Here is a 24,692-nt window from a genome sequence, read left to right as displayed (position 1 = left end):
GGTTAAATGTTTAAATTGGTTTGTATAAAACCTCATTTAACCACGATTATTGTTGTACAGAACACTTTTTAAGGTCTGAATATATTAGATGATGTACTCCTTCGCTTTATCTAAAGCTTCAGTAATTCCAGAAGGGTTTTTACCGCCAGCAGTAGCAAAAAACGGTTGACCACCACCGCCGCCTTGAATGTATTTTCCAAGTTCACGAACGATGGTTCCGGCATTTAAATCTTTCGAAGCAACCAGTTCTTTGGAGATATAACAAGAAAGCAAAGCTTTTCCATTTTGCTCTGTTCCGAAGAGTAAAAAGAGATTGTCTTTGTTTTGACCCATTTCGAATGAAAGGTCCTTGATTCCTGCAGCATCTAGGTCCACTTTTTTAGCTAAGAATTGAATTCCGTTGATTTCTTCCAACTCGTTTGTCAATTCTCCTTTTAAGTTCTTTGCTTTATCTCTTAAGAGTTGCTCGACCTCTTTTTTCAATTTTGCATTTTCATCCTGCAAAGCAGAAACTGCTTTCAGAGGATCTTGTGCGTTATTCAAAATATCTTTGATTTCGAAAAGCACTCTGTTATTTTCAAAATAGAAGTCCTTAACCGCATCTGAAGTTATTGCTTCAATTCTTCGTATTCCAGCTGCAACAGCGCCCTCTGATTTTATTTTAAAGTGCCAAATGTCAGCCGTGTTCTTTACATGTGTTCCTCCGCACAATTCAATGGATTGCCCAAACCGAACCGTTCTCACAGCGTCACCATATTTCTCTCCGAACAATGCCATGGCTCCTTCTTTTAGAGCCTGCTCCATGGGAACATTTCTATTCTCTTCAAAGGGAAGTTGCCCTTCAATTCTAGCATTCACGAAATTTTCAACTTCGCGAAGTTCATCAACAGTTAACTTCGAAAAGTGAGAAAAATCGAAACGCAAATATTTGGAGTGCACTGCCGAACCTTTTTGTTCTACATGTGTTCCTAAAATCTCACGTAGTGCTTGGTGTAACAAATGCGTTGCGGTATGGTTTGCTTCTGTTCTTTGACGCTGCTTTTTATCAACAACGGCCTTGAAAGTTTCTTCTGTTTTCTTGGGAAGGTTTTTAGCAAAATGAACAATCTCATTATTCTCCTTTTTCGTGTCCACGATGTACACAACATCTCCGTTAGGCGCTTCCAAATATCCTTTATCACCTACTTGACCGCCACCTTCTGCATAGAACGGAGTTAAATTAAACACCATTTGAAATTGATCCCCATCTTTCTTAGAAGTTATCTTTCGATATTTTACCAAATTTACGTTGGCTTCTAAAAGATCATATCCTACAAACTCTTGCTCGATATCATCAGACAAAATCGTCCAGTCTTCTTTTGAAGTTGCAGATGCTGATTTCGAACGATTTTTCTGTTCTTGCATGGCAATTTCAAAACCTTTCTCATCTAAAGCGTACCCTTTTTCATCAAGAATCAGAGCAGTTAAGTCAATCGGAAATCCATACGTATCATATAATTCGAAAGCTTTTTTACCATCAATTTCTTTTCCCTTTGAACCTAAAATAATAGAATCAAGCAAAACTAAACCTTGCTCTAATGTTTTTAAGAAAGAGTGCTCCTCCTCTTTGATAACATTTTCAATAAGCTGTCGCTGCGCTTTCAACTCGGGAAAAGCATTCCCCATAGATTCTGACAATACATTTACCAAACGATACATGAAAGGCTGTTTCGTGTCTAAAAATGTGAATCCGTAACGAATGGCTCTTCTTAAAATTCTACGAATTACATAGCCAGCTCCGGTATTACTTGGCAACTGTCCATCAGCAATCGAAAAGGAAACGGCACGAATATGATCGGCAATTACACGAATCGCGATATCGGTTTCTTCTTCTTTACCATATTTAGAATTAGTAATGGTTTCAATCTCACGAATTATGGGCGTAAAAACGTCCGTATCATAATTCGACTCTACACCCTGTAAAGCCATACATAAGCGCTCAAAACCCATTCCCGTATCAACGTGCTTAGCAGGTAGTGATTCTAGTTTTCCATCAGCCTTTCGATTGTACTGCATGAAAACAAGATTCCATATCTCAACAACCAAAGGGTGATCTTCATTCACTAAAGAAGCTCCAGAAACTTTTGCTTTTTCTTCTGCAGATCTGATATCTACATGAATCTCAGAACAGGGACCACAAGGACCTTGGTCACCCATTTCCCAGAAATTATCCTTCTTATTACCCATGATAATTCGATCTTCGGGCACAATCGCCTTCCAAAGATCAAAAGCCTCAGTATCCATTTCTAGCTTATCGGCATCATCACTTCCTTCAAAAACAGAAACGTACAAACTGTCTTTATCTATTTTGCAAACTTCAGTAAGAAATTCCCAAGCCCATTGAATTGCCTCCTTTTTAAAGTAATCGCCAAAACTCCAATTCCCCAACATCTCAAACATCGTATGGTGATAAGTGTCCTTTCCAACTTCTTCTAAATCATTATGCTTTCCACTCACTCGTAGACATTTTTGAGAATCTGCAACTCTTGGGTGTTGAATAGCCGTATTTCCTAGAAAGAACTCTTTAAAAGGAACCATCCCTGCATTTGTGAACATCAGTGTTGGATCGTCTTTGATGACCATGGGTGCAGAAGGGACTATTTTGTGGCTTTTTTCTTTAAAAAAGTCTAGAAACTGATTCCTAATTTCTTTGGAAGTCATATAAAATGGTAAGTTTTACAAATTTTAACGGTTTCTACAAAACAATTTTTATATTTGTTTGTTCTGTAAAAACGACACAAAAATAGGTAAAATACATTCATGTCTAAAGTAAAGTACTATTACGATCCTGATACGCTCTCCTACCGAAAGATAGAGCCGAAGAAATCAAGACGCTACCGTAATATTGGACTTTTCTTTTTAGGATCTGCCCTATTCGGCTTATTCTCGTTAATACTTCTTTTAAACACCAACATAGTGAATACTCCTCGAGAGCTTTCTTTGGCAAGAGAAGCTAAGAACTATGAACTACAGTTTGAACTTTTGAATAAGAAGATGGGACAGATTGAACAAGTTCTTGCCAATATTGAAGACCGTGATAATAATATTTACCGATTGTACTTTGAAGCTAATCCGATTCCGGAAGAGCAACGGCGAGCAGGTTTTGGAGGAATTAATCGTTATAAATCTCTAGAGGGTTTCAATAATTCTGAGATGGTGATTGCTACGACAAAGCGTTTAGACATTATCAAAAAGCAAATGGCAATACAATCTAAATCGTTAGAAGAAATTGCCCTTTTAGCCAAGGAGAAAGAAAAACTACTAGCCGCAATACCAGCAATTCAACCAGTCAACAATGAAGAATTGACTAGAATGGCTTCAGGATTCGGATGGCGTTCAGACCCTTTTACAAAAGCGCGAAAAATGCATAGGGGTATGGATTTTACCGCACCCAAAGGAACACCAATTTACGCTTCTGGTGATGGTAAAGTTACCCGGGCGGATAATAATTCTTCTGGATATGGAAAACATATTCGTATTGATCATGGCTATGGCTATCTTAGTCTATATGCACATTTGAGCAAATACAACGTAAAACGTGGACAAAAAGTAAAACGTGGCGATCTTATTGGTTTCGTCGGAAGCACCGGTCGTTCTGAAGCACCACATTTGCACTACGAAGTTTTTAAAGATAAAGAACGTATCAACCCTATCAATTTCTACTATGGTAGTTTATCTGCTAAGGAATTCGAAAACATGTTGAAATACGCCACCCAAGAAAATCAATCTCTTGATTAATGCATATAGAGCTTCCTGAAAAACGATATTATGGCATTGGCGAAGTCGCCAAAGCATTCGATGTAAATACATCGCTTATTCGTTTTTGGGAAAAAGAGTTCGACGCTCTAAAACCAAAAAAAAATGCTAAGGGAAATCGAAAGTTTACTCCTGAAGACATTAAAAATCTGCAACTGATTTATCATCTCGTAAAGGAACGTGGATTTACTTTGGAAGGCGCTAAAATTCATTTAAAAGAAAGCAAGCAAAAGACACTTGATAACTTTGAAATCATTGCTAAACTTGAGCGCATTAAAACAGAACTCAAGAAAATCAAAGAACAGCTGTAAACTTATAAGCTGTAACATTTCCACATTAATTGACACTAACCTTAAAACACTAGAAAATGAAAAAAGGATTAATCGTATTAATAGTTCTTGCCATTTTAGCTTTTCTTTTAGGAAGCTGGTATGTAAACACAAACAATGAACTTGTTGAAATGAAAGGACAAGCCACTTATCAATGGGCGAATGTTGAAAGTTCATACCAAAGAAGAAATGATTTAATTGGCAATCTTGTTAAAACTGTTCAAGGGGCTGCTGATTTTGAAAGAGGTACGCTTAAAGATGTTATTGAGGCAAGGGCAAAAGCAACGGCAACTAATATAGACGCGAATAATTTAACTCCAGAAAAGCTACAAGCTTTTCAGCAAGCACAAAGTGGTCTGAGTGGTGCTTTAGGAAAATTAATGGTTGTTGTTGAGCGTTATCCTGAATTAAAGGCGAATCAAAACTTTTTAGAACTTCAAGCGCAACTAGAAGGTACTGAGAATAGAATTAACGTTGAGCGAAATAAGTTTAATGTTGAAGCCGGGGAATACAATATAAAAATTGAAAAAATACCAACAAATATTATTGCTGCAATTGCCAATTTTGATCCTCTGGCTCTTTTTAGCTCGAATCCTGGAGCTGAAAACGCGCCTGATGTCGATTTTGATTTTGAATAGTCAGTCTGCATGTCTCGCGTAGAAAAGCTTTTATCAAATGATGAAGAACAAGAAATTGTTCAAGCTATTCTTGAGGCCGAAAAAAACACTTCAGGGGAAATTCGAGTTCACATTGAATCGCATACGCGACTAAATCATTTTGATCGCGCCAAAGAGGTATTCCATTTACTTAAGATGGATAATACTAAAGATGAAAATGGTGTGCTGATTTATGTTGCTGTCAACGATCGAAAATTTGTCATTTATGGGGATAAAGGCATCGATAAAGTAGTTCCAGACAATTTTTGGGATGCTACACGTGATGCCATTCAAGTCCAATTTAAAAACGGAAACTTTAAACAGGGAATCATTGACGGTGTACTAAGTACCGGAAAACAATTGGAAAGTCATTTTCCATGGAATCACGGTGACCTAAACGAATTGAGCGATGAAGTTTCTAAAGGATAGTCTTGTCGTTTTTCTTTTATTCTGTTGTGGATTTGTATTCGCCCAGTTTCAGATTCCCGAAAAACCCGAACTACAAACTAGTATATATGACTACATTGACCTCCTACCAGCTAGTCAAGAAAAGGCTCTAGAGCAGAAGCTAATACGTTACTCCGATAGCACTTCTACACAAATTGTAGTTGCTATTATCAGTTCCACAGAAGGAGAAAATATTAATTATCTCGGTGCTCAATGGGGGCAAAAATGGGGAATTGGCCAAGCAGATAAGGATAATGGCATTTTAATTCTACTAGCACGAGACGATCGCAGAATCGCTATTAATACAGGTTATGGTGTTGAAGGCTCTTTAACTGATGCCATGTCTAAAAGGATTATAGAAAATATAATCGTTCCGCAGTTCAAACAAAATGACTACTATGGTGGTCTCGATAAAGGTGCCGATGTTATTTTTCAAGTATTAAGCGGTGAATTCAAAGAAGAACGGACTTTCGAAAACGGAGAAGGATTTCCATTAGATAGCTTTTTACCTTTTATCATCTTTTTCGTCATTCTAATTATCTTATCAAGTCGCAATCGAAGAGGTGGCGGACGCAATGGAGGAAAACGCTCAACTGGTCTAGACCTTTGGGACATCATCATTCTCAGCAATATGGGCCGCAGTGGTGGTTCTGGTGGAGGATTTGGTAGTGGTGGTGGTTTCGGTGGAGGCTCCGGAGGTTTTGGCGGTGGATTCGGTGGCGGTGGCTTTGGAGGCGGCGGTGCTTCTGGGGGGTGGTAAATGTATTTTACTGTTTGAGAAAGCAACTTTCTCATTTTATTTCATCTTACTAAAAAAGCTTAAATGATTTTCAGACGATTTTCATTAAAATTCTTCGCAATATCTCTCTTATTTATATTTAGTTGCCAGAATAAGAATGAAAGCCCCTGTAACATAGACCCAGCCTTAGTTGATTGTATTGGTTTTCCTATGTTGGGTTTTGTAATTACTCGGAATGGAGAGAATATTTTCAATGAAAACATGACTACAATTGAGAATATAAGCGTTCAGGGTACTGATTTAGAAAATAGAGAATTATCCCTTCAATCTGGTTTTATTCCTAACGAAGGGCCCGTACTTTTTTTTGTTGATCTAGATTGGGATTTAGGAGGTAATTATACATACTTAATCACTGTAGAGGAATCTGATTCATTTTCACTAAGTGCGTCGTTCATCATATCAGAAGGGCCTTGTTGCGGTAGCATTCCGATATTAGAAAATATCCAAATAAATGGTACTGAAGCCTTCGTAAATACAGAAACAGGGTTTTATAATGTTACTATTAATTAGCGTAACTATTTCTTCCGCATAAAAATTGATATCGGAACTCCCGTAAAATCAAACTCTTCTCGAAGCTTATTCTCTAAATAACGCCTGTAAGGTTCACGAACGTATTGCGGCAGGTTACAGTAGAACGCAAATTGTGGATAGTGAGAGGGTATCTGCATACAGAATTTGATTTTCACAAACTTGCCTTTATATGCTGGTGGCGGATAGTGCTCAATGACAGGAAGCATCGTGTCATTGAACTTGCTTGTTGGTATTCTTCTACTTCTATTTTCATAAACTTGTACAGCAGTTTCTATAGCTTTAAAAATACGCTGCTTGGTCAATACAGAAATAAACAGAATAGGCACATCAACGAAAGGCTCAATAGCTTCTTTAATTTTTTTCTCGAAATGCTTCATGGTATTGGTTTCTTTATTCTCAACCAAATCCCATTTGTTAACAAGAATAACGATGCCCTTATTATTACGCTGGGCCAACCAAAAAATGTTTGCTACCTGTCCGTCAAAGCCTCTCGTAGCGTCTACTAGAAGTAGACACACATCGGCATGTTCTATCGCACGCACTGATCGCATTACCGAGTAAAATTCCAAGTCTTCCTTGACTTTTGCTTTTCTTCGAATTCCAGCTGTATCAACTAAATTAAATTCAAATCCGAAGCGATTGTATTTGGTATCGATACTATCACGGGTAGTACCAGCAATATCTGTTACGATGTATCTATCTTCTCCTATAAGCGCATTAATAAAAGATGATTTTCCTGCATTAGGTCTTCCGACAACCGCAAATCTTGGAAGTTCACTTTCATCTTTTTCAGTTTCAGGAAGCACCTCAACCAATGCATCTAACAAATCACCTGTACCGCTTCCATTGATACTTGAAAGTGTAAAATACTCCCCCAATCCTAAAGAATAGAATTCAACCGCATCTTCAGCTCGTTTGGCATTATCTACTTTATTTACAGCTAAGAAAACGGGTTTATTAATTCGACGTAATAACAAGGCAACATCTTCATCCATTCCTGTTACTCCATCTTCAACATTGACCATAAAAACAATAGCATCGGCTTCTTCAATCGCTAATTCTACTTGCTTATCAATTTCTTGTTCAAAGATATCATCACTACCTAAAACATATCCGCCAGTATCAATCACTGAAAACTCCTTTCCGTTCCAGTCGCTTTTTCCATAGTGACGATCACGCGTAACACCACTAACAGCATCAACGATAGCTTCTCGTCGTTCTATTAATCTATTGAAAAAAGTGGATTTCCCTACATTTGGCCTTCCCACGATGGCTACTATAGCGCTCATACCTTTTATTTTTTTGGAGGTGCAAAAGTACTGCTAAATTATTGAAGAACTAGGTTTTACGAAAGGGAAGAACTAAAAAAGGGGCTGTATCAAACCTAATTGTTATATCCAAAGCGTTTCAATTGTCTTGCATCGCTCCGCCAATTTTTATTCACTTTTACATAAAGCTCCAAATGGACTTGTTTTCCGAAGAATTTTTCTAGGTCTTTTCGTGACTCCACTCCTACTCGCTTTAAAGCACTTCCTTTATGGCCAATGATAATTCCCTTTTGAGAATCACGCTCTACCATTATTACAGAACGCATTCTTATAATGTCTTCATCCTCAAAAAACTCCTCCGTATCTATTTCTACAGAATACGGAATTTCTTTTTTATAATGGATTAGAATTTTCTCGCGAATCGTTTCATTTACAAAAAACCGCTCAGGCTTATCTGTCAATTGGTCTTTTGGATAATAAGGAGGTGCTTCAGGAAGCAATTCAATAATACGTTCAAAAACCCCTTTTACATTAAAATTAGACAATGCAGAAATTGGATGCAACTCCACTGTAGGAAGCATTTCTTGCCAGTATTGTGCCTGTTCTTCCAATAATTCTTGAGTTGCCGTATCCACTTTGTTCAACAAGAGCAAAACAGGAATTTTACTATTCTTTATTTTCTCAAAGAAAGCTTCATCTTTTAAAGCCTTCTCCCCTATTTCAACCATGTATAACAACACATCAGCATCTTCAAAGGCGGATTTTACGAAATTCATCATAGAAGACTGCAATTCGTAAGCTGGCTTTATGATTCCCGGGGTGTCAGATAATATTACTTGAAAATCATCCCCATTTACAATACCTAAAATACGGTGCCTTGTAGTTTGAGCCTTGGATGTAATAATCGACAATTTCTCTCCCACAAAAGCATTCATCAAAGTAGATTTACCCACATTGGGGTTTCCGATGATATTTACGAATCCTGCTCTATGCTCTGCCATCTTTCAATTGTTTAAAATACTCCCTCGCTTTCTCATTTACCTTAGGAGCCAACAAAAGTACGGCAATCATATTCGGAATTACCATTAAAGCGTATGATAAATCAATCAGATTCTTAACCAAATCAAGCGATGCTACAGCCGCAAAAATGATCATTGCCACAAAATAGACATTATAGAGTTTTCCAATTTTTGCATTCGTCAGAAAGGACAAACTTTTTACTCCGTAGTACGAATACGTAAAGAGTGTAGACAAGGCAAAAGCCGTTACAATAATCATTAACAAGTCATCACCATAGCCGAACAGTGTCGTTTCAAACGCTGATAAGGTCATTACTATTCCGCTTGAATCTTCCAAATAAGCACCACTCAAAATAATTACAATAGCCGTAAACGTACATACCAAAATCGTATCTATAAATGGCCCTAAACTCGCCACCAAACCTTCCTTAATCGGGTTGTCAGTTTTTGATTGCCCATGGTACATAGGAGCACTACCTAAACCTGCTTCATTGGAAAACATAGCTCTACGAACTCCTATAATCACTAACCCCCAAAAACCTCCTGTAACTATGGTGTTAAAGTTAAATGCTTCGCTAAAAATCAGTTTTATAGAGGGAAGTATCTGTTCTGAATTCATAGCCATGACTGCAATTACTGCAAATAAATAGACAGCGACCATAAAGGGTACTATTGCAGAAGCGACTTTAGCGATGTTTTTTAATCCCCCAAAAATCACGAGGGAAGTAATTACTGCAAGTACTATACCTATAGTTAATTTCCAATTCATATCACTCATCTCAAACAAATTAGTTGATGGCTCAACAACACTCATAAAAGTTTCTGTGAATTGATTTGCTGTGAATACCCCAAGAAATCCGAAGAGTCCGCAAACGGCAAAGAAAATTGCTAGAGGTTTAGCCTTTTCACCTAAACCCTTCGTTATATAATACATTGGGCCTCCTTGCAAATTGCCCTCAGAGTCAGTACCACGAAACATTACAGATAGACTGCAGGAATAAAATTTGATACACATACCAATTAATGCCGTAACCCATATCCAAAAAATGACTCCCGGCCCGCCATCATGAATAGCAATTGCGACTCCCGAAATATTCCCTAAACCGACTGTTGCCGCTACAGCAGCAGAAAGGGCTTGAAAGGAACTTACATCTCCTTTTGCGTTCTTATCGTCATACTTTCCTGCGGTAATTGCAATAGCATGACCAAAGAAACGATAGGGTAGAAATTTCGAATAAAATACTAGAAAAAGTCCTCCAAGAATAAGTAAAATGAACATGGGCCATTCGGTATAAGGCAAGGCTCCGGAAATAAAATCGTTGATTGCATCCATAGAAAAGGTTAAAGTCCGAAGGTATGGATTTTAACTATTTGTTCGGTTTTGACAAAGAAAAATATTCCTGCAACAAGTCTTGATTAAACAAAGAAACCGTTGTATATTTGTCGCCCGTTACAAATAGTAGCGCACCTTTATCTCGTCAGCCTAATGACCTGAAGTTGCAAAACCAGTGAGATAAAAACCCATATCGCGGGGTAGAGCAGTAGGTAGCTCGTCGGGCTCATAACCCGAAGGTCGCTGGTTCGAGTCCAGTCCCCGCTACTAATAAAGCTTCAAGGAAACTTGGAGCTTTTTTTGTTTTCGGATTAAAAGAAAGCTGGTTCCCTCGAAGTCTCGGGGCAGTCCCCGCTACTAACAAAGCTTCAAGGAAACTTGGAGCTTTTTTATTTACCTAATTATTCGAGGAGTTCGGTAATTGGCTTAGTTTTACAGCTATGGATATAAACCCAACCGAAATTTTAGGTTACCTCGCTAGTCTATTTGTTTTACTATCATTTTTTTACAAGGATATTCGCAAATTAAGAATCATCAACTCTGTAGGATGTGCCTTTTTTGTTGCCTATGGAATTATGCTTCCCAGCATTCCGGTGATTATTACGAACGTAGCCATTCTGTTGGTAAACGGATATTATCTATTTTGGAAGAAATCTAAAAAAGAGGGTTGAAAAAATTGAACTGCAAATTTTAGCTTCTTAGTCTCTTATATAGCGATTCAATAGTCATTTTTTGAATAATATCATTTGCATTTGAATCTAGTAAACTGTCATCATTCACCTTTAATATCATTCTATCTTTTCGTCGTTCCAATTGAAAGGAGGATGCTTCTACACTGCGTTCTTCTAGTTTAAGGTCAAATCTTTTTTTCAAAATGATTTCGGTATCGGACTTCGAAAGTTCAAAACCTAAAAAATCCAAAAAGCGCTTCACCCCGTTCAGAAATTTTACTCCGATTAATATCATCACCCCATAAACAATGAGTGTGATCACGCTATTAATTGAAAAATCAGCTTCGTTTTCAGGGGCCAATACTGTTATCGACAAAAGTTTAACAAATCCATACATTGAAAGCAAAAGACCTAAAACAATTGCTGCCATATCAGTTAAGATAGCATTCGTCGTTCTTTTTACTTTAAATGAGTTTCCAACATCTTCTACTTTAAAGCCTAAATCTTTTAAGAAATGAAAGTTTTTGATATTGGAAGATGTCTTCGCAATCGTACTATCTAAAACAGCGACTTCTTTACTAAGGCCTCTGGCGTTCAGCTCCTCTTGTAAATACAATTGAGATTGAAAGGTCAGCGATTTGTGCCCATCCACCAATTCCAATAGTTCTTTTATTTCTTTGTCTTTATACATTTCTGTTCTATATAATCTTCAGCTGAAATAATTTTAAATCAAAATTCTATATTCAGCAGTTGCCCCGTTAATTGCAATAACTGTAACTCCGCCAATTTAGCATCGTATTTCGCTAAATTTTTGTTGGTTTGGGCGTTCAACAAATTGATCTGTGCTTGACGGAATTCAATCGAAGTAATCCTACCCAATTGAAACTGCTCTTTTGAACGTTCAAAATTATTTTGATTTGTCAATACATTCTGTTCTTGGATATTGAAAATGTTCAAGCGATTTTCATAAATCGCTAAGGCATTTTGTATGTCTCGATTAACTTCCAACTCTACCTGTTGTTTCAAAAGCTCTTGATTTTCGTAGGCAATTTTTGCGTTTTTAACTCTTACCGTGGTACCGCCACCATCGAATAAATTCCATGATAAGCTTGCGCCTAGTCCAAAATTCCATGTGGTGTTATTTGTACCTGGAAAGAATGCAGATGCAGCACTTTGGTTTAAATTCCATCCGTAGGCACCATTAAGGCCAATTGTGGGGAGGTATCCTGCTTTATTTACTTTGATGTCATATGCATTTATGGCTAAATTCTTTTCTGTCTGTAACAGGGCTACATTATTCAAATTGGATTGAGAAACAAATTCATCCAATTTTAACCGAGGAATGAAACTCACCAGCGTATCAACCTGAAATTTCTCATTTAAGTTTTGATTTAAAACAACGTTCAAATCGCGTTTTGTATTTGCAAGTTGTTGTCGTGTATTCAATAAGTTAATACTATCGTTTGTGACATCGACCTGTGCATTCAAAATATCAAGCTTTGTACTCTGACCATATTCAAAGGCGTACTCGGCCCTTTTGATTCGACGGGTTGATATTTCTAGTGCTTGCCCTAAGACATTTTCATTCTCCGAAAGGCGAGCTACTTCAAAGTATACACTAAACAATTGAAGCATTGTATTTTCAATAGTTTCACGAGCCTGCAATTCACTGAGCTGATATTGTTCCTTTAACCGCTTGTAATTATAGAAGCGACCCATCCCATCAAAAAGCGTATAATTTGCGTTCAAGGTTGAATTGTACCTTTGGGCCTCTGCCTTATAAATCTCTACATCTGGCCTTGGAGTGCCATCATCACTAAAAACGCCTGGAAATTCGATAACCGAATCATCACGATTGTAATTGGCGGTTGTTGAATTTGTCAAAGTAGGAAGATATCCAGAGTTTAAGATACTCTTATTATTTCCGGCAATCTCGACTTGATTCTTGGCTACCTTTATTCCAAAATTATTTTCTAATGCTAGATTAACAGCATCTTCCTTTGAAAGCACTTTTTCTTGAGAAAAAACGGTGGTCATAGCGACTAAAAAGATAATCGCACTTAAGTATGTTCTTTTCATCATGATATACCTTCTAATTCTTGTAGATTTTTTGTTCAACTGTTGTGGTTTCTTGAATTTCTTTGCTGGTTTCTCCTATAGATTGAACCATCTCTTGCTCTAAGTGTATTCCTTCTTTTTGCTCTATGATAGCGCGTTCCACTTCTTCTTTGGAAACGTTCGTTCCGGTAGTGAGTAAGCCTGTTTTCGCTTTTAATTTGTTGCTAAAAGATAAAAACAAGGGTAACATTATCAATGTCAAAACCGTGGCAAACCCGATACCATAAGCAATTGAAATAGCCATTGGTATTAGGAACTGCGCTTGTCGACTGGTTTCGAATATCAAAGGTGTCAAACCAGCGATGGTAGTAATCGATGTTAGAAAGATAGCCCTGAATCTTGAACGACCCGCTTGATAGATGGCATCATCGAATGTCATTCCCTCTCGTAAATTCGTATTGAACTTGCCGATAAGCACTAGACCATCATTGACCATAATTCCTATTAATGCGATAATACCTAAAAGGGATAAAATGTTTAAAGGAAAGTCATGTATCCAGTGCCCCCAAATAACCGCCGTCATACTAAACGGAATTAATAAAATCAACATCAAGGGTTGACTAAAGCTTCTAAAAGTAAAGGCAATGGTCATATATATGAGTGCCAAAACCGATAGTCCTACAACTTTTAAAGATCCCGTAAGTTTTCCCAATTCCCTATTTTGGCCTTCATAGGAAGCTGTTACCGTAGGGTATTTAGATTGTATTTCGGGCATAATCACGTTTTCAATTTCCGTCATGACGTCGGTAGGGCTATCCTTCGGATTCTTCATATCCGCAGAGATTTGAATTTCCCTTCTACCCTCCAAACGATTGATAGCCACATCTCCTCTTTCTATCGTGTATTCCGCAATTTCTTTTAGAGGTATTCTTGACCCACTTGGGGTAACGATTCGCATTTCATCTAAATCGGTTATAGACGAGCGGTTTTCACGATCATAGCGAACCCAAACCCGAATTTCATCTTGACCCCTTTGAAAACGCTGCGCTTGAGAACCGAAGAATCCTGCCCTTACTTGTGTCATAATGGTTCTTAGGTCAAGCCCCAACAAATAGGCATTCTCTTTTAGTTTTAGACGGATTTCCTTAATACCTGCTGGATCGTTGTCCTCAACATCTTTTAATAGTGAATTGTTCAATAAGGCAGTCTTCAATTCCCCCTTTGCAGCTTTCAATTGGGCAATATCATTCCCTAAAAGGGATACGGATACTGGGGAGCCACCAAAGTTTCCACCAGAACCATAAACCAAGCTTTCAACGCCAATTACAGGGCCCACTAATTCCTCTAATCTGCTCGTTACTACATCAGCACGAATTTCATTGGGCCTTTCTTCACCAGGAAGCATGTTAATGGTGAGTGTTGCAGCAGAAGAACCAGGACCTAACCTTTTGATCACATTTTCAAAAAGGACTTTATCGGTTCCTTTCAAATATTTTTCTGTCAATTCTTGATTGACTATTTCCGCTTTCTCTTCAATCAGGCTGATGATAGAATCTGTGACTTTCTCATTCGTTCCATTGGGCATTGAAAGTGTAATCTGTGCACGATCACTTGCAATTCGTGGGAAAAAGGATGTCCGTATTATGCCACCACCAACGGAGCCTAATGACAAAAGCAAAGCCATCGCAAACACTCCGAATGCCAACAGCTTATACTTCAATGCAAATTTAAACACCGGGCTATAAAGGTTATCTCGCATCCAAGCCATGAAACTATCCCCCCATTTGTTGATAACCCTAAGCTTCGAAAAGGCCTTTGCAACGCCTTCTTTCTTAGAATCATCAACAGGTTGTAAAGCTTTTGAATGCGCTAAGTGAGCGGGTAATATAATTAGGGCCTCAACTAAGGAAACTATTAAAGTTAACATTACTACAACCGCTACTTCACCAAAGAAATCACCAATACGGCTATCTAAAAACAAGAAGATGGAGAATGCCAAAATGGTCGTAATAATTGCCGAGATAATCGGAGGCAAAACTTCCAATGTACCCTCCACAGCAGCTCTGTAAGGGGACTTTCCCTTTTCATAATGCTGGTATATATTTTCAGCTATAACAATTCCGTCATCGACCAAAATTCCAATAACGATAATCATTCCGAAAAGTGAAAGTACGTTTATGGTTACATCAAAATATCCGGCGAAAACAAACATTCCTAAAAAGGCTACAGGTAGTCCAAAAGCAACCCAAAATGCCAGTCTTGTATTCAAGAAAAGTGATAAAAAGATTAAAACCAGCATCATTCCCTGCCATGCGTTGGTTATCAAGAGTTCCGTTCTACCATTTAAGGTTTCCGAAAGGTCACTAACAACATTGACATGCACATTGTCATATTTCTGATTGAAATCCTCTAGATATACCTTTACTTTATCCGCAGCGCCAATCAAATCCTCTGTATTTGTACTGGTGATAGTTGTATTTACAGCGATATCCCCATTGAAATATGAGGCATTGGGCGTTTCTGAAAAACGATCACGAATGGTGGCTACATCTCTTAAGCGAACCGTCTGACCAGCAGCATTTGTTCGAATGATAATGTTCGAAAGTTCATCGCCATAATAGGAACGATTATTGGCTCGAATTAAATATTCTTCGGCACTTGTCTTGATGTTTCCACCAGTAACCAAAATATTCGCATTACCAACCGCCTGGGCAACTTCGGCAAAAGACATTTCGTATGCCAAAAGATTATTTTCGTTAACCGCTATTTCTATTTCCTCCTCGGGATATCCGCTAATTTCTATTTGAGATATTCCTTCAATTGCCCGAATGTCATTTTCAATTTGTCTGCCAATTTGTTTTAAGGTTACTAAAGGGATGTTCTCGCCACTTATAGCAAAACTTATAGTTTGACGAACTACTTCCAGTTTAGATACCACCAAGGGCTCCATACCCGTAGGGAATGTAGGTACGCGATCTACAGCGTTTTTCACTTCGAGAAGCATGAAATCGATATCCCTGCCCTTCTCAATTTCAACATTGATACTTCCACTATTCTCTCGGGATGTTGAAGTAACACGATCAACACCTTGTAATCCTTTTAAATTATCTTCAATTTTGAGTACGATGCCTTCCTCTACTTCCTGCGGAGAGGCACCAGGATAAACAATGCTGATTAGAATATTCTTAGAATCAGTAAGTGGGAAGAAAGATGATTTCAATGACGTTGCGCCAACAATACCAAAAATGGCAAAGGCGATAATGATTACATTAACGGCAACATGATATCGGATAAAATATTCTATTATCTTTCTCATTACCCCTCCGTATTAGTTTTCTTCTCTTCATATACCTTAACTGCCATTCCCGTGTAAGCTCCTAACAAAGGTTTTGACATAATCACGGTACCATTCGGCACATCTTTTAGGATTACCTTTTTATCAGAGAAATAAACCGGGTTTACATCTATTAAATCAAGAATGGTGTCTCGTACTACAAAAATCTGATTCCCTTCGAGCAACAAATTACGGTCGACTTCGATAGCATCAATTTCTTGTTTGGCATCTAAATTGGCCTCTAAGTACATACCTTCTCTTAATTCACTATTCCTTACTTCAATAAAAGCTTTGATGGTTTGGGAAGCTTGGTCTACTCTCCCGTTGATTCTTGAAACTTTTCCAGTATATTTTTTTGATTTGTCTAGAGTTGTCAGGGCTACATTTTCACCTACTTTAAGCAAATCACTAAAAGTTTTACTTACGGCTACTTCTAATTCATAAACATCCGTATTTATAAACTCTCCTAATTTTTGCCCAGAACGTACAAGAGTGCCCTCTGTTACCAATGTCTCCGTGAGAACGCCACTAAACGGTGCAACAATACGATACTTAGAAAGTCGTTGTTCCAAATTTTTGACATTGTAAAAACTCGTAAGGATTCCGCGACCACTAATAAAGAACTTCTCTTTTTCAGAACTCATATCTGGTAAGGGCGGAGTTACTTTTGCCATATCAAAACCATCAAGATAGGTCTGCCACTTCGGAAAGAATTCGGGGTAGTCCAATCTCAAATCTGGCATAATGGAAGTCAGCTGATTGTACAAATTACTCTTCGCAGATTGCACGCTTGCGGCATATTCAGCTGCGTCAATTCGAATTATTGTTTCTCCTTTTCTATACTTCTCTCCTGTTTTAAAAAGCTGGCTCCCTTTTCTAAAAACCCCTTGTACTTCTGAAAAGAGTTCAACTCGATTTTTTGCCGCCAGATTTCCGTTTGCCGGAACTACAATCGGCACCGTACCATTTTCAACAACTTCGGTGAAAACAGTTTTCACAACCTTCTGTGCCCTAGGCTTGAAACTCTTCTTGCTATCAACTATCATTTTGGCACCAAAAATCCCTCCTACTATTAGTAGAAGACCTAGAATTGATAATATTATTTTTCTCATAATGTTGGTTATAATGATGCTGCTTTTGCAGTAAAACTAAATTGCACTTTCTTTAAAATTCCTATAATTTGTTGCTTTTCTTCTTCTGAAACGTCCTTCTCCATAACATCCATAATCGACTTAATTACAGGCCGAGTTTTCTTAAACATTTCTCGACCTTCTTTTGTTAAAAAAACCTCATTACTTCTCTTATCCTCAGCGCTTTGCTTTCTAATGACATATTTTTTTGATTCCATCTTTGCTAATAACCTTGCAAGGGAAGATTTATCGCGATAGGTTAAAAAAGCAAGTTCATTTTGGTTGAGTCCGTCTTTTTCATGCAGCTTCTTTAGAACTATCATTTGCTCCTTGGTCAAATCGAGACCAGCATTTTGAAAAGCTTCTTGTAGATAGTAGTCCACAATCTTAACCGTCTTTCCTAGCCATGGACCAATAGACTTTTCAAAATCCACTAAATTAAACTCATTTTTCACCTGGCGAAGCTAGATAAAAAACAAATAGTTGCACATGCAACTATTGTTAAATAATTCTTAATTTTTGTTTAATTAAATATACTTTTTATTCAACACAAAGTCTTTGTATTTATGCTAGTAGTAGTGAATTGAATGTAAAAAGCCCCCCGAACTGGGAGGCTTTTTACCTATACTAATGAATTTACTTAATACTATAAATTCAATTTAAAATGTTTTTACAAAACTCCGAAGACTGCCAGTCCGGTACCAAACGCCACCACTACAAGTGTAGCTTTTAAGGCGAATACCGTAACCGAAAGAACTGCATCTAAAACTCCTGTTTCAAAATAGAAATCGTTCATGATTATAGCTTTTAATGTTATGAGAACTAATTTATATATTGTAATCTAAATACTACAATAAATGTTGTGAAATTCGATGAAATCGTGGTTTTGGTCAAGTATTCGTGCAGTTGGTCGATAAAATTCAATTAACCAGAAAAACAAAGAAGGAGCCGAGCTCGTTTCATGAACTCTTAGAATCACAATCCTCTTTTAAAAATAATCTAACAAAGCTACCACCCCATTATAGGAAATCACACAAGAAAAGAAGAGTGCAGCGAACAAACCGAAATTCAGCCAAATACCTGCTTTGTATTTGTTCATTAGTTTTTTATTATTGACTAAAAGGATAATTCCTAAAATAACTAAAGGCAATACAAATACGTTGAACACTTGTGATACAATTTGCATCTCAATTGGATTGGCACCAAATACGGGAACAATCAAGGCAAACAAACAAGCAATAGCCGTTATAGTTTTAAACTGTTTAGAACTAGTATCTAACTTCCCCGATTGATAATCCGCTAAGAGAATCGGCGCAATCAATAAACATGGAAAAATAGAAGATAATCCAGCACTCAATGTTCCAAAAAAGAATAAGGTCAATGCAAACTTTCCAGCCACTGGTTCGAGTGTATTGACCATATCCAAAACTTTAGTGACAGGTTGGCCCTGATGAAATAATGCTCCACAAGCAACTGCCATAATTGATGCGCTAATCAGAAAAACCAAAGATGCGGCTATGATTGAATCCTTTTTTTGTTGGCCAAGATTCTTGATTGTCCAACCTTTACCTTTTACGAAAAGTGGTCGCGATAAAAATGTCGCTGCAGCCATGGTAGTACCCACAAACGCAGCAACCATCATTTTACCTCCTTCTACTTCTGGAATAGACGGTATCAAACCTTTTGCAACCTCAATGGGTAAAGGATAGACCATAAAAAGAGAGATCAAAAATGAAAGCCCCATTATGGATACGAAGATGACCAGTATTTTCTCGAAAAAAGCATATTTTCCCACCATTAGAAATCCATAAAAAACGACAATTACCACAATGGCAATTGTTAGGACAGACTCATATTGGAAGCCAGCTAAATCAGGAAAATAGATTAAAAAGATTTCAAAAATAATGTTGGAAGAAATACCCAATATTCCCATGAGGGAATTCCATTGTCCGAACGAAATACCAAGAATTATGAGAATAGCTATTAGCTTACCCCACTTCAGATGTTTTTTAAATGCGTAAAGTGCTGTTTCTCCTGTAACTAATGCATAATTTCCATAGGCATAGATTAGTAAACCTGAAAAAACACAACTCAGTATTAAAACCCATAACAGTTGCATACCATAAGTACTACCCGCAACAATCATTGAAGTGACACTGCCAGTACCAATGGTATATCCGATGGCAAAAATTCCGGGTCCAAAGGCTAATATCAAAGCTAATAATTTTTTCAGCAAAGATATTTTTACCGGCTTTTCCATTGCTAAGCTCTAAGCTTTTTAATAAGTTCGAGAGCGGTTCTTAAATTAGCTTCTAGCGTATCAAAATTCTCAGTTGAAATTATCTCCTTGCTAATCAATTTTGAACCCATACCAACACAGGTCACACCGGCGTCGAACCAAGGTTTAAGATTTTCTTCCGATGGAGCTACTCCACCCGTTGGCATAATTGGAAGTTGTGGAAAAACAGCTTTAACTGACTTTACAAATCCGGGGCCTAGTACGTTACCAGGAAAGGCTTTTACCATTTTGGCTCCTAACTGAACCGCCTGATGAATTTCTGTCACTGTACCACAGCCTGGTACCCAAAGAACATTTTGCGATTTACAAAAATTTGCCATTTCAGGAATCATTGCCGGTGACACGATAAACTTTGCGCCTATATCAATAAATTTTTTGGCATCATCCGCCGAGAAGATGGTACCAATACCTAATATCAAATCATTGTATTTCTCTGAATGTCTGATCAGAATATCAAAAACTTCATGTGCATTATCGCCCCTATTGGTAAATTCAAAAACCCTAACACCACCTTCATAGCAGGCATCAAGTACCTTCAGTGCAACTTTTGCGTCGGTATGGTTAAATACAGGTATTAGCCCGCATTCTTCCATGCTTTTTAGTATATCTTCTTGTGAGATCATTCTCATAATTTATATTAACGTGCTACTCTTCCAGAGGCATCACCGCCCATTAATTTTTCAACTTCTGCCACTGTCACCAAATTCGCATCGCCTTTGATAGTATGCTTTAAACAGGAAGCGGCTACTGCAAAATCAAGTGCGTTTTGATCATCTTCAGGGTATTTTAGTAAACCATAAATCAATCCTCCCATAAAAGAATCGCCGCCACCTACGCGGTCTACGATATCAGTAATTTGATATTGTCGTGTTTCGTACATTTTAGTACCATCCCATAAGACACCAGCCCAAGTATTATGTGATGCTGATATAGAACCTCTTAAAGTGGTTATAACTTTTTTCGCCTTCGGAAATTTTTTCATCATCTGTTTGCATACAGATAAAAAAGCTTCCGCTTTGACATCATGACCATCTTTATGAACATCTAACCCTTCAGGATGAATGCCGAAGTGTTTTTCCGCATCTTCTTCATTGCCTAATATAATATCACAGTAGGAAGTAAGCTCAGTCATAATAGCCTCTCTGTCACCACCAAAATTCCACAACTTTGCTCTATAGTTCAAATCTGTTGAAATAGTAATTCCTTTGGCACTAGCAGCTTTTACAGCTTCCAGACAAACATCAGCAGCACCTTGTGATATTGCCGGTGTAATACCTGTCCAATGAAACCATTCGACACCATCAAAAACAGTATCCCAATCAATCATTCCTGATTCAATTTCCGCGATTGCAGAATGAGCTCTATCGTAAACCACTTTAGAACCTCGACTTACCGCCCCGGTTTCTAAAAAGTAAATTCCTAAGCGATCACCTCCATAAACAATTTTGTCTATTCCAACGCCACGTTTACGCATTTCCATCAAAGCACAGGCACCAATATCATTTTTTGGTAAGCGCGTTACAAAATCTACAGGAACACCATAATTTGCCAAAGAAACGGCTACATTGGATTCTCCGCCACCATATACAACATCAAAACTATTGGCTTGAGAAAATCTCAAGTATCCAGGAGGTGCTAAACGGAGCATAATTTCTCCGAAGGTTACTACTTTTTTCATTCTAAGTTAATTTATTGTGATTCCCTCTCCAATGCTGAACCTGCCAGTTGGCAGGTTTATTTCAGCAATGAGGGAATAAATTTTAAGATAAATATTGAAGGGAGATTTTACTTAAATCCCTAGAGCTTGACCACCACCGATTTGAATAGTTTCGGCTGTAATGAATGACGCATCTTTGCTCGCTAAAAATGAAATCACGCCTGCTACATCTTCCGGTTGACCTAATCTACCAAGCATAATATTATTTGCCCAAGAGGCAAAAACTTCTGGTTTCGTTGCTTTAATTTGGGCATGAAAAGGGGTATCTATAGTTCCTGGTGAAACTGCATTGGAGCGAATACCATATTCCGCCAAGTCTTTTGCCAGTGCTCTTGTAATTGCGTGCACACCAGCCTTTGATGTACCATAAATTCCTGCTCCAGGTCCACCAGCTGTCCAACCCGCATTTGAGGTATAGTTGATGATTGACGGATGCTCTCCTTTTTTCAGGAAAGGAATGGCTGCTCTAGAAGCAAAAAACACAGAATCTAAGTTCAAGGCCATTACCTTTCTGTAAAATTCAGTAGTCATCTCTTCAAATCTTGATCTTCCTCCTAGTCCTCCAGCATTATTTACAAGAACATCAATTTTACCGTATTTTTCTCCTATTGCCTGAATATTTGAAGTTACCGCAGCTTCGTTTGTAACATCGAAACCACGATATTCAGAGGTAATTCCGTCAGCAGCAAGCTCTTCAACTCTCTTAGCGCCTACTTCATCTTCTATACCATTTAAAACTACGGTATAACCATCTTTACCCAATCTTTTGGCAACTTCGAAACCTATACCTCCGGTCGCTCCTGTTACTACTGCTATTTTTCCTTTATTACTCATGTTATTTTAATTTTATTCTATTTTTTGTTTAAACTATCTATCCTTTTAGTGGCTCAATCTTCGGACACAATACCCAAATACTCACCAGAGCAATTATTGCCATTGTCGCTCCTATGATAAATGCTGGTGTATAATTACCTCCAGAAGTAAGCCATGGCACCAAATAAATTAATCCTGCAGCGGTTAATTTAGCGGCCATTCCGGCAATTCCTGATAAAGTTCCAACCGTTTTTCCGCCAAAAAAATCACTCGGTAAAGTCTGAACATTTCCAATTGCAGTTTGAAAACCAAATAATATCACTGCCATAATTAGAACGGCTGAGGTAGGCCCTCCTGGATTAGCCATGGCCAACAAACTAGGAAGCATTATAAGACATCCGATCGTAATTACCATCTTTCTTGTTCTATCTACACTCCAACCAGCTTTTAATCTATTCTGTGCAAATAATCCACCAAACCACGCTCCTAACATTGCTCCAACATAGGGAACCCAACCATAAAGACCAATTGATTTCACGTCCATACCATAAACTTCATTAAGGTAGATAGGAATCCACACTACAAATAACCACCAAATAGGGTCGATAGCTGCGGAGGCAATTATAACTCCCCAACTTTGTTTGTGAGATAACAGTTTTCCAGTGTTTGGATTGTAGCCTTCATCATGAATGCCATCTTCATCTATATCTTGATTTTGCTGGCCACTTAAGATATACAAACGCTCCTCTTCTGATAACCAAGGGTGTGTTTTTGGTGGAGCTTTTACTAGAATCATCCAGGGAATTAACCATAGCAAGCCCACTAGACCCACTAAAATAAAAATCATTTGCCAACTAAAATATATAGTCAAAAAGGCTATAGCCGGCAGTGCGACAATGCCGCCGACCGCTGCTCCTGAATTAAATAGGCCCTGCGCAAAAGCGCGTTCCTTAATAGGAAACCATTCTGCATTTGCCTTAGCAGCACCTGGCCAATTACCTGCCTCTGCAATTCCTAAAATGGAACGAAAAATCCCAAAACTTAATACTCCCTTAGCAAAAGCATGGAGTACCGTTGCAATAGACCATACTGAAATGGACAATGCAAAACCAAGTCGTGTACCTACCCAGTCAAGAATCTTTCCAAAAATAGCTTGTCCAAAAGCATATGAGAACATAAATATAACCGAGATTGTGGCAAAAATTCCTTTTCGTTCATCAGTACTACTATCTGGAAATAAGTCTTCTGCAATATCTGGCCAAAGCACGCCTATTGACTGACGGTCGATGTAGTTTATAACCGTAGCAAGGGCAATTAATGCAATAACCCACCATCTTAAACCTTTTAATTTCATTTCCTTCTAGTTTGATTATTTAAACGCTCTATTTTTTAATAGACAATAGTAAACTAGCAAGCACTATGCTTGTCTTTATGTTATACTTAATGATTAGCTAAGTAATTCCGGGAGCAATTCTAACGATTGTTCAATTACTAATGAATTTATAAATATGTTTTATGTATTACTTCCCTTCATGTATTTTAATAAGAAAGGCAAATGCGTGAAATTTTATCTTTTCGCAATTATTCTAAATGTTATAACAATATTGATATAGTGCTTTAAAATGTACCTTCATTTTCGCCTTTGCCAACTGGGGGTCTTGCGCCTTTATAGCGTCAAAAATATCTTGGTGTTCTTGTACTCCCATAAATGCCAAACCTTTATCACATACATGATGTTCCTCAAACTTGGTGATGATTTCTGGTGTAATAATTAACATAAAGGTATTCATCGTACTATTCCCGCTTGCTTTTGCGATAGCCAAGTGAAATAACAAATCTTCTTGCATCGCATCTTCTCCATTTTTAACCTTTTCACTATAAGCTTCTAAAGCCTTCTTCATCTGTACCAGATCTTCTTCAGTTCTTCTTTGAGCCGCTAGTCGTACAGTCTTCAATTCAAGTAATATTCTAGTCTCCACTAAAGATTTGAAATCAGGTTCTTCCAATCTCAAAATATCTTCCATCATACCGTTCATAGCAACTTGGCCGATATCTGCGACAAAAGTGCCACTTTGAGGTTTAGATACTAATAAACCATAAAATTCCAATTTGTGAATTGCCTCTCTAACATTACTTCTACTAACACCAAATTTCTCAGAAAGCATTCGCTCAGACGGCAGTTTATCACCTGGTTCTAGATTTTTATAATTCATCAGATCCCTAATTTTGGATATGATTTCATTTTGAATCTCTTGATTTTCAGGTCGTGTTAGTATTTCAATCTTCATATATGAATCAATATTAATTATAATTGGTTAACCAGATTGGTCTGTTAAAATAACACAAAAACTATCTTTAACAAAGCGCTTAGGTCAACAGAAATTAAATTATCGTTATAAATCACTTTTCATAATATTTTTAATGACATCTTCGCCGGTCATTCAGACCGGCTAAATGTCTTAAAAACTAACTCAAACAACTCTTTAAAATATT

23 protein-coding genes and 1 tRNA gene are annotated in these 24,692 nt (G+C 37.7%); 8 read left to right on the top strand and 16 right to left on the bottom strand.

What is annotated here, in order from left to right; translation table 11 throughout:
• Positions 1-84: 84 nt before the first annotated feature.
• The gene (alaS, locus tag ACKWCD_RS16230; RefSeq protein ID WP_413985003.1) at positions 85-2,700 is read right to left on the bottom strand and encodes an alanine--tRNA ligase; all 2,616 of its coding nucleotides are present in this window, start codon (positions 2,698-2,700) and stop codon (positions 85-87) included.
• Between the two features lie 99 nt (positions 2,701-2,799).
• Between alaS and ACKWCD_RS16225 the strand changes: the two genes are divergently transcribed.
• The 6 genes from ACKWCD_RS16225 to ACKWCD_RS16200 all read left to right on the top strand — a co-directional run bounded on the left by ACKWCD_RS16225 (position 2,800) and on the right by ACKWCD_RS16200 (position 6,536).
• Positions 2,800-3,777, top strand: a complete 978-nt coding sequence (locus tag ACKWCD_RS16225; RefSeq protein ID WP_413985002.1) for a M23 family metallopeptidase — start codon at positions 2,800-2,802, stop codon at positions 3,775-3,777.
• Entirely contained in the window at positions 3,777-4,106 is a 330-nt protein-coding gene (locus tag ACKWCD_RS16220; protein WP_413985001.1) for a MerR family transcriptional regulator, read from the top strand. The genes ACKWCD_RS16225 and ACKWCD_RS16220 overlap by 1 nt, the downstream gene beginning before the upstream one ends.
• 56 nt (positions 4,107-4,162) lie before the next feature.
• A complete protein-coding gene (locus tag ACKWCD_RS16215) occupies positions 4,163-4,762 on the top strand; it encodes a LemA family protein (protein ID WP_413985000.1) in 600 nt (199 codons plus the stop codon).
• A 9-nt stretch (positions 4,763-4,771) separates the two neighbouring features.
• Complete coding sequence (locus tag ACKWCD_RS16210; protein WP_413984999.1) at positions 4,772-5,209, top strand: TPM domain-containing protein; 438 nt, start codon at positions 4,772-4,774, stop codon at positions 5,207-5,209.
• Positions 5,190-5,987 carry a TPM domain-containing protein gene (locus ACKWCD_RS16205; RefSeq protein WP_413984998.1) on the top strand — a complete coding sequence of 266 codons (798 nt, stop codon included), beginning with the start codon at positions 5,190-5,192 and terminating at the stop codon, positions 5,985-5,987. Before ACKWCD_RS16210 ends, ACKWCD_RS16205 begins: the two co-directional genes overlap by 20 nt.
• A 63-nt stretch (positions 5,988-6,050) precedes the next feature.
• Positions 6,051-6,536: a hypothetical protein gene (locus tag ACKWCD_RS16200; RefSeq protein ID WP_413984997.1), complete on the top strand. Its 486-nt coding sequence runs from the start codon at positions 6,051-6,053 to the stop codon at positions 6,534-6,536.
• Positions 6,537-6,541: 5 nt separating this feature from the next.
• On the opposite strand, the gene der is transcribed toward ACKWCD_RS16200, so the two are convergent.
• The 3 genes from der to ACKWCD_RS16185 all read right to left on the bottom strand — a co-directional run bounded on the left by der (position 6,542) and on the right by ACKWCD_RS16185 (position 10,177).
• Positions 6,542-7,846, bottom strand: a complete 1,305-nt coding sequence (gene der / locus ACKWCD_RS16195) for a ribosome biogenesis GTPase Der (RefSeq protein ID WP_413984996.1) — start codon at positions 7,844-7,846, stop codon at positions 6,542-6,544.
• 95 nt (positions 7,847-7,941) lie between these two features.
• Positions 7,942-8,826 (bottom strand): GTPase Era, encoded by an 885-nt coding sequence (gene era, locus ACKWCD_RS16190; RefSeq protein ID WP_413984995.1) that lies wholly within the window; start codon positions 8,824-8,826, stop codon positions 7,942-7,944.
• On the bottom strand, positions 8,813-10,177 hold the full coding sequence (locus ACKWCD_RS16185) for an alanine/glycine:cation symporter family protein (RefSeq protein ID WP_413984994.1): 1,365 nt from the start codon (positions 10,175-10,177) through the stop codon (positions 8,813-8,815). The genes era and ACKWCD_RS16185 overlap by 14 nt, the downstream gene beginning before the upstream one ends.
• A gap of 194 nt (positions 10,178-10,371) precedes the next feature.
• Between ACKWCD_RS16185 and ACKWCD_RS16180 the strand changes: the two genes are divergently transcribed.
• Positions 10,372-10,444 (top strand) — tRNA-Met (locus ACKWCD_RS16180).
• Between the two features lie 173 nt (positions 10,445-10,617).
• Positions 10,618-10,848 (top strand): YgjV family protein, encoded by a 231-nt coding sequence (locus ACKWCD_RS16175; protein WP_413984993.1) that lies wholly within the window; start codon positions 10,618-10,620, stop codon positions 10,846-10,848.
• Between the two features lie 19 nt (positions 10,849-10,867).
• On the opposite strand, the gene ACKWCD_RS16170 is transcribed toward ACKWCD_RS16175, so the two are convergent.
• The 12 genes from ACKWCD_RS16170 to ACKWCD_RS16115 all read right to left on the bottom strand — a co-directional run bounded on the left by ACKWCD_RS16170 (position 10,868) and on the right by ACKWCD_RS16115 (position 24,487).
• The gene (locus ACKWCD_RS16170) at positions 10,868-11,539 is read right to left on the bottom strand and encodes a hypothetical protein (RefSeq protein WP_413984992.1); all 672 of its coding nucleotides are present in this window, start codon (positions 11,537-11,539) and stop codon (positions 10,868-10,870) included.
• Between the two features lie 38 nt (positions 11,540-11,577).
• Positions 11,578-12,927, bottom strand: a complete 1,350-nt coding sequence (locus tag ACKWCD_RS16165) for a TolC family protein (protein WP_413985058.1) — start codon at positions 12,925-12,927, stop codon at positions 11,578-11,580.
• Positions 12,928-12,940: 13 nt separating this feature from the next.
• Positions 12,941-16,222 (bottom strand): efflux RND transporter permease subunit, encoded by a 3,282-nt coding sequence (locus ACKWCD_RS16160; RefSeq protein WP_413984991.1) that lies wholly within the window; start codon positions 16,220-16,222, stop codon positions 12,941-12,943.
• Positions 16,222-17,352 carry an efflux RND transporter periplasmic adaptor subunit gene (locus ACKWCD_RS16155; RefSeq protein WP_413984990.1) on the bottom strand — a complete coding sequence of 377 codons (1,131 nt, stop codon included), beginning with the start codon at positions 17,350-17,352 and terminating at the stop codon, positions 16,222-16,224. Before ACKWCD_RS16155 ends, ACKWCD_RS16160 begins: the two co-directional genes overlap by 1 nt.
• Positions 17,353-17,360: 8 nt before the next feature.
• Entirely contained in the window at positions 17,361-17,825 is a 465-nt protein-coding gene (locus tag ACKWCD_RS16150; protein WP_413984989.1) for a MarR family winged helix-turn-helix transcriptional regulator, read from the bottom strand.
• Between the two features lie 215 nt (positions 17,826-18,040).
• Positions 18,041-18,166: a hypothetical protein gene (locus ACKWCD_RS16145; protein WP_413984988.1), complete on the bottom strand. Its 126-nt coding sequence runs from the start codon at positions 18,164-18,166 to the stop codon at positions 18,041-18,043.
• 192 nt (positions 18,167-18,358) lie between these two features.
• Positions 18,359-19,630: an Nramp family divalent metal transporter gene (locus ACKWCD_RS16140; RefSeq protein ID WP_413984987.1), complete on the bottom strand. Its 1,272-nt coding sequence runs from the start codon at positions 19,628-19,630 to the stop codon at positions 18,359-18,361.
• Positions 19,631-19,632: 2 nt separating this feature from the next.
• Positions 19,633-20,292, bottom strand: coding sequence for a bifunctional 4-hydroxy-2-oxoglutarate aldolase/2-dehydro-3-deoxy-phosphogluconate aldolase (locus ACKWCD_RS16135; protein ID WP_413984986.1), 660 nt, complete (start codon positions 20,290-20,292; stop codon positions 19,633-19,635).
• Positions 20,293-20,306: 14 nt separating this feature from the next.
• Complete coding sequence (locus ACKWCD_RS16130; RefSeq protein ID WP_413984985.1) at positions 20,307-21,347, bottom strand: PfkB family carbohydrate kinase; 1,041 nt, start codon at positions 21,345-21,347, stop codon at positions 20,307-20,309.
• A 111-nt stretch (positions 21,348-21,458) separates the two neighbouring features.
• Positions 21,459-22,220 (bottom strand): SDR family NAD(P)-dependent oxidoreductase, encoded by a 762-nt coding sequence (locus ACKWCD_RS16125; RefSeq protein WP_413984984.1) that lies wholly within the window; start codon positions 22,218-22,220, stop codon positions 21,459-21,461.
• A 37-nt stretch (positions 22,221-22,257) separates the two neighbouring features.
• On the bottom strand, positions 22,258-23,553 hold the full coding sequence (locus ACKWCD_RS16120) for an MFS transporter (RefSeq protein ID WP_413984983.1): 1,296 nt from the start codon (positions 23,551-23,553) through the stop codon (positions 22,258-22,260).
• 232 nt (positions 23,554-23,785) lie between these two features.
• Positions 23,786-24,487, bottom strand: coding sequence for a FadR/GntR family transcriptional regulator (locus ACKWCD_RS16115; RefSeq protein WP_413984982.1), 702 nt, complete (start codon positions 24,485-24,487; stop codon positions 23,786-23,788).
• Positions 24,488-24,692: the final 205 nt, after the last annotated feature.

The organism is Maribacter taeanensis (assembly GCF_047345145.1).
Lineage (GTDB): Bacteria > Bacteroidota > Bacteroidia > Flavobacteriales > Flavobacteriaceae > Maribacter_C.
This window is presented reverse-complemented; position numbering and strand designations above follow the sequence as displayed.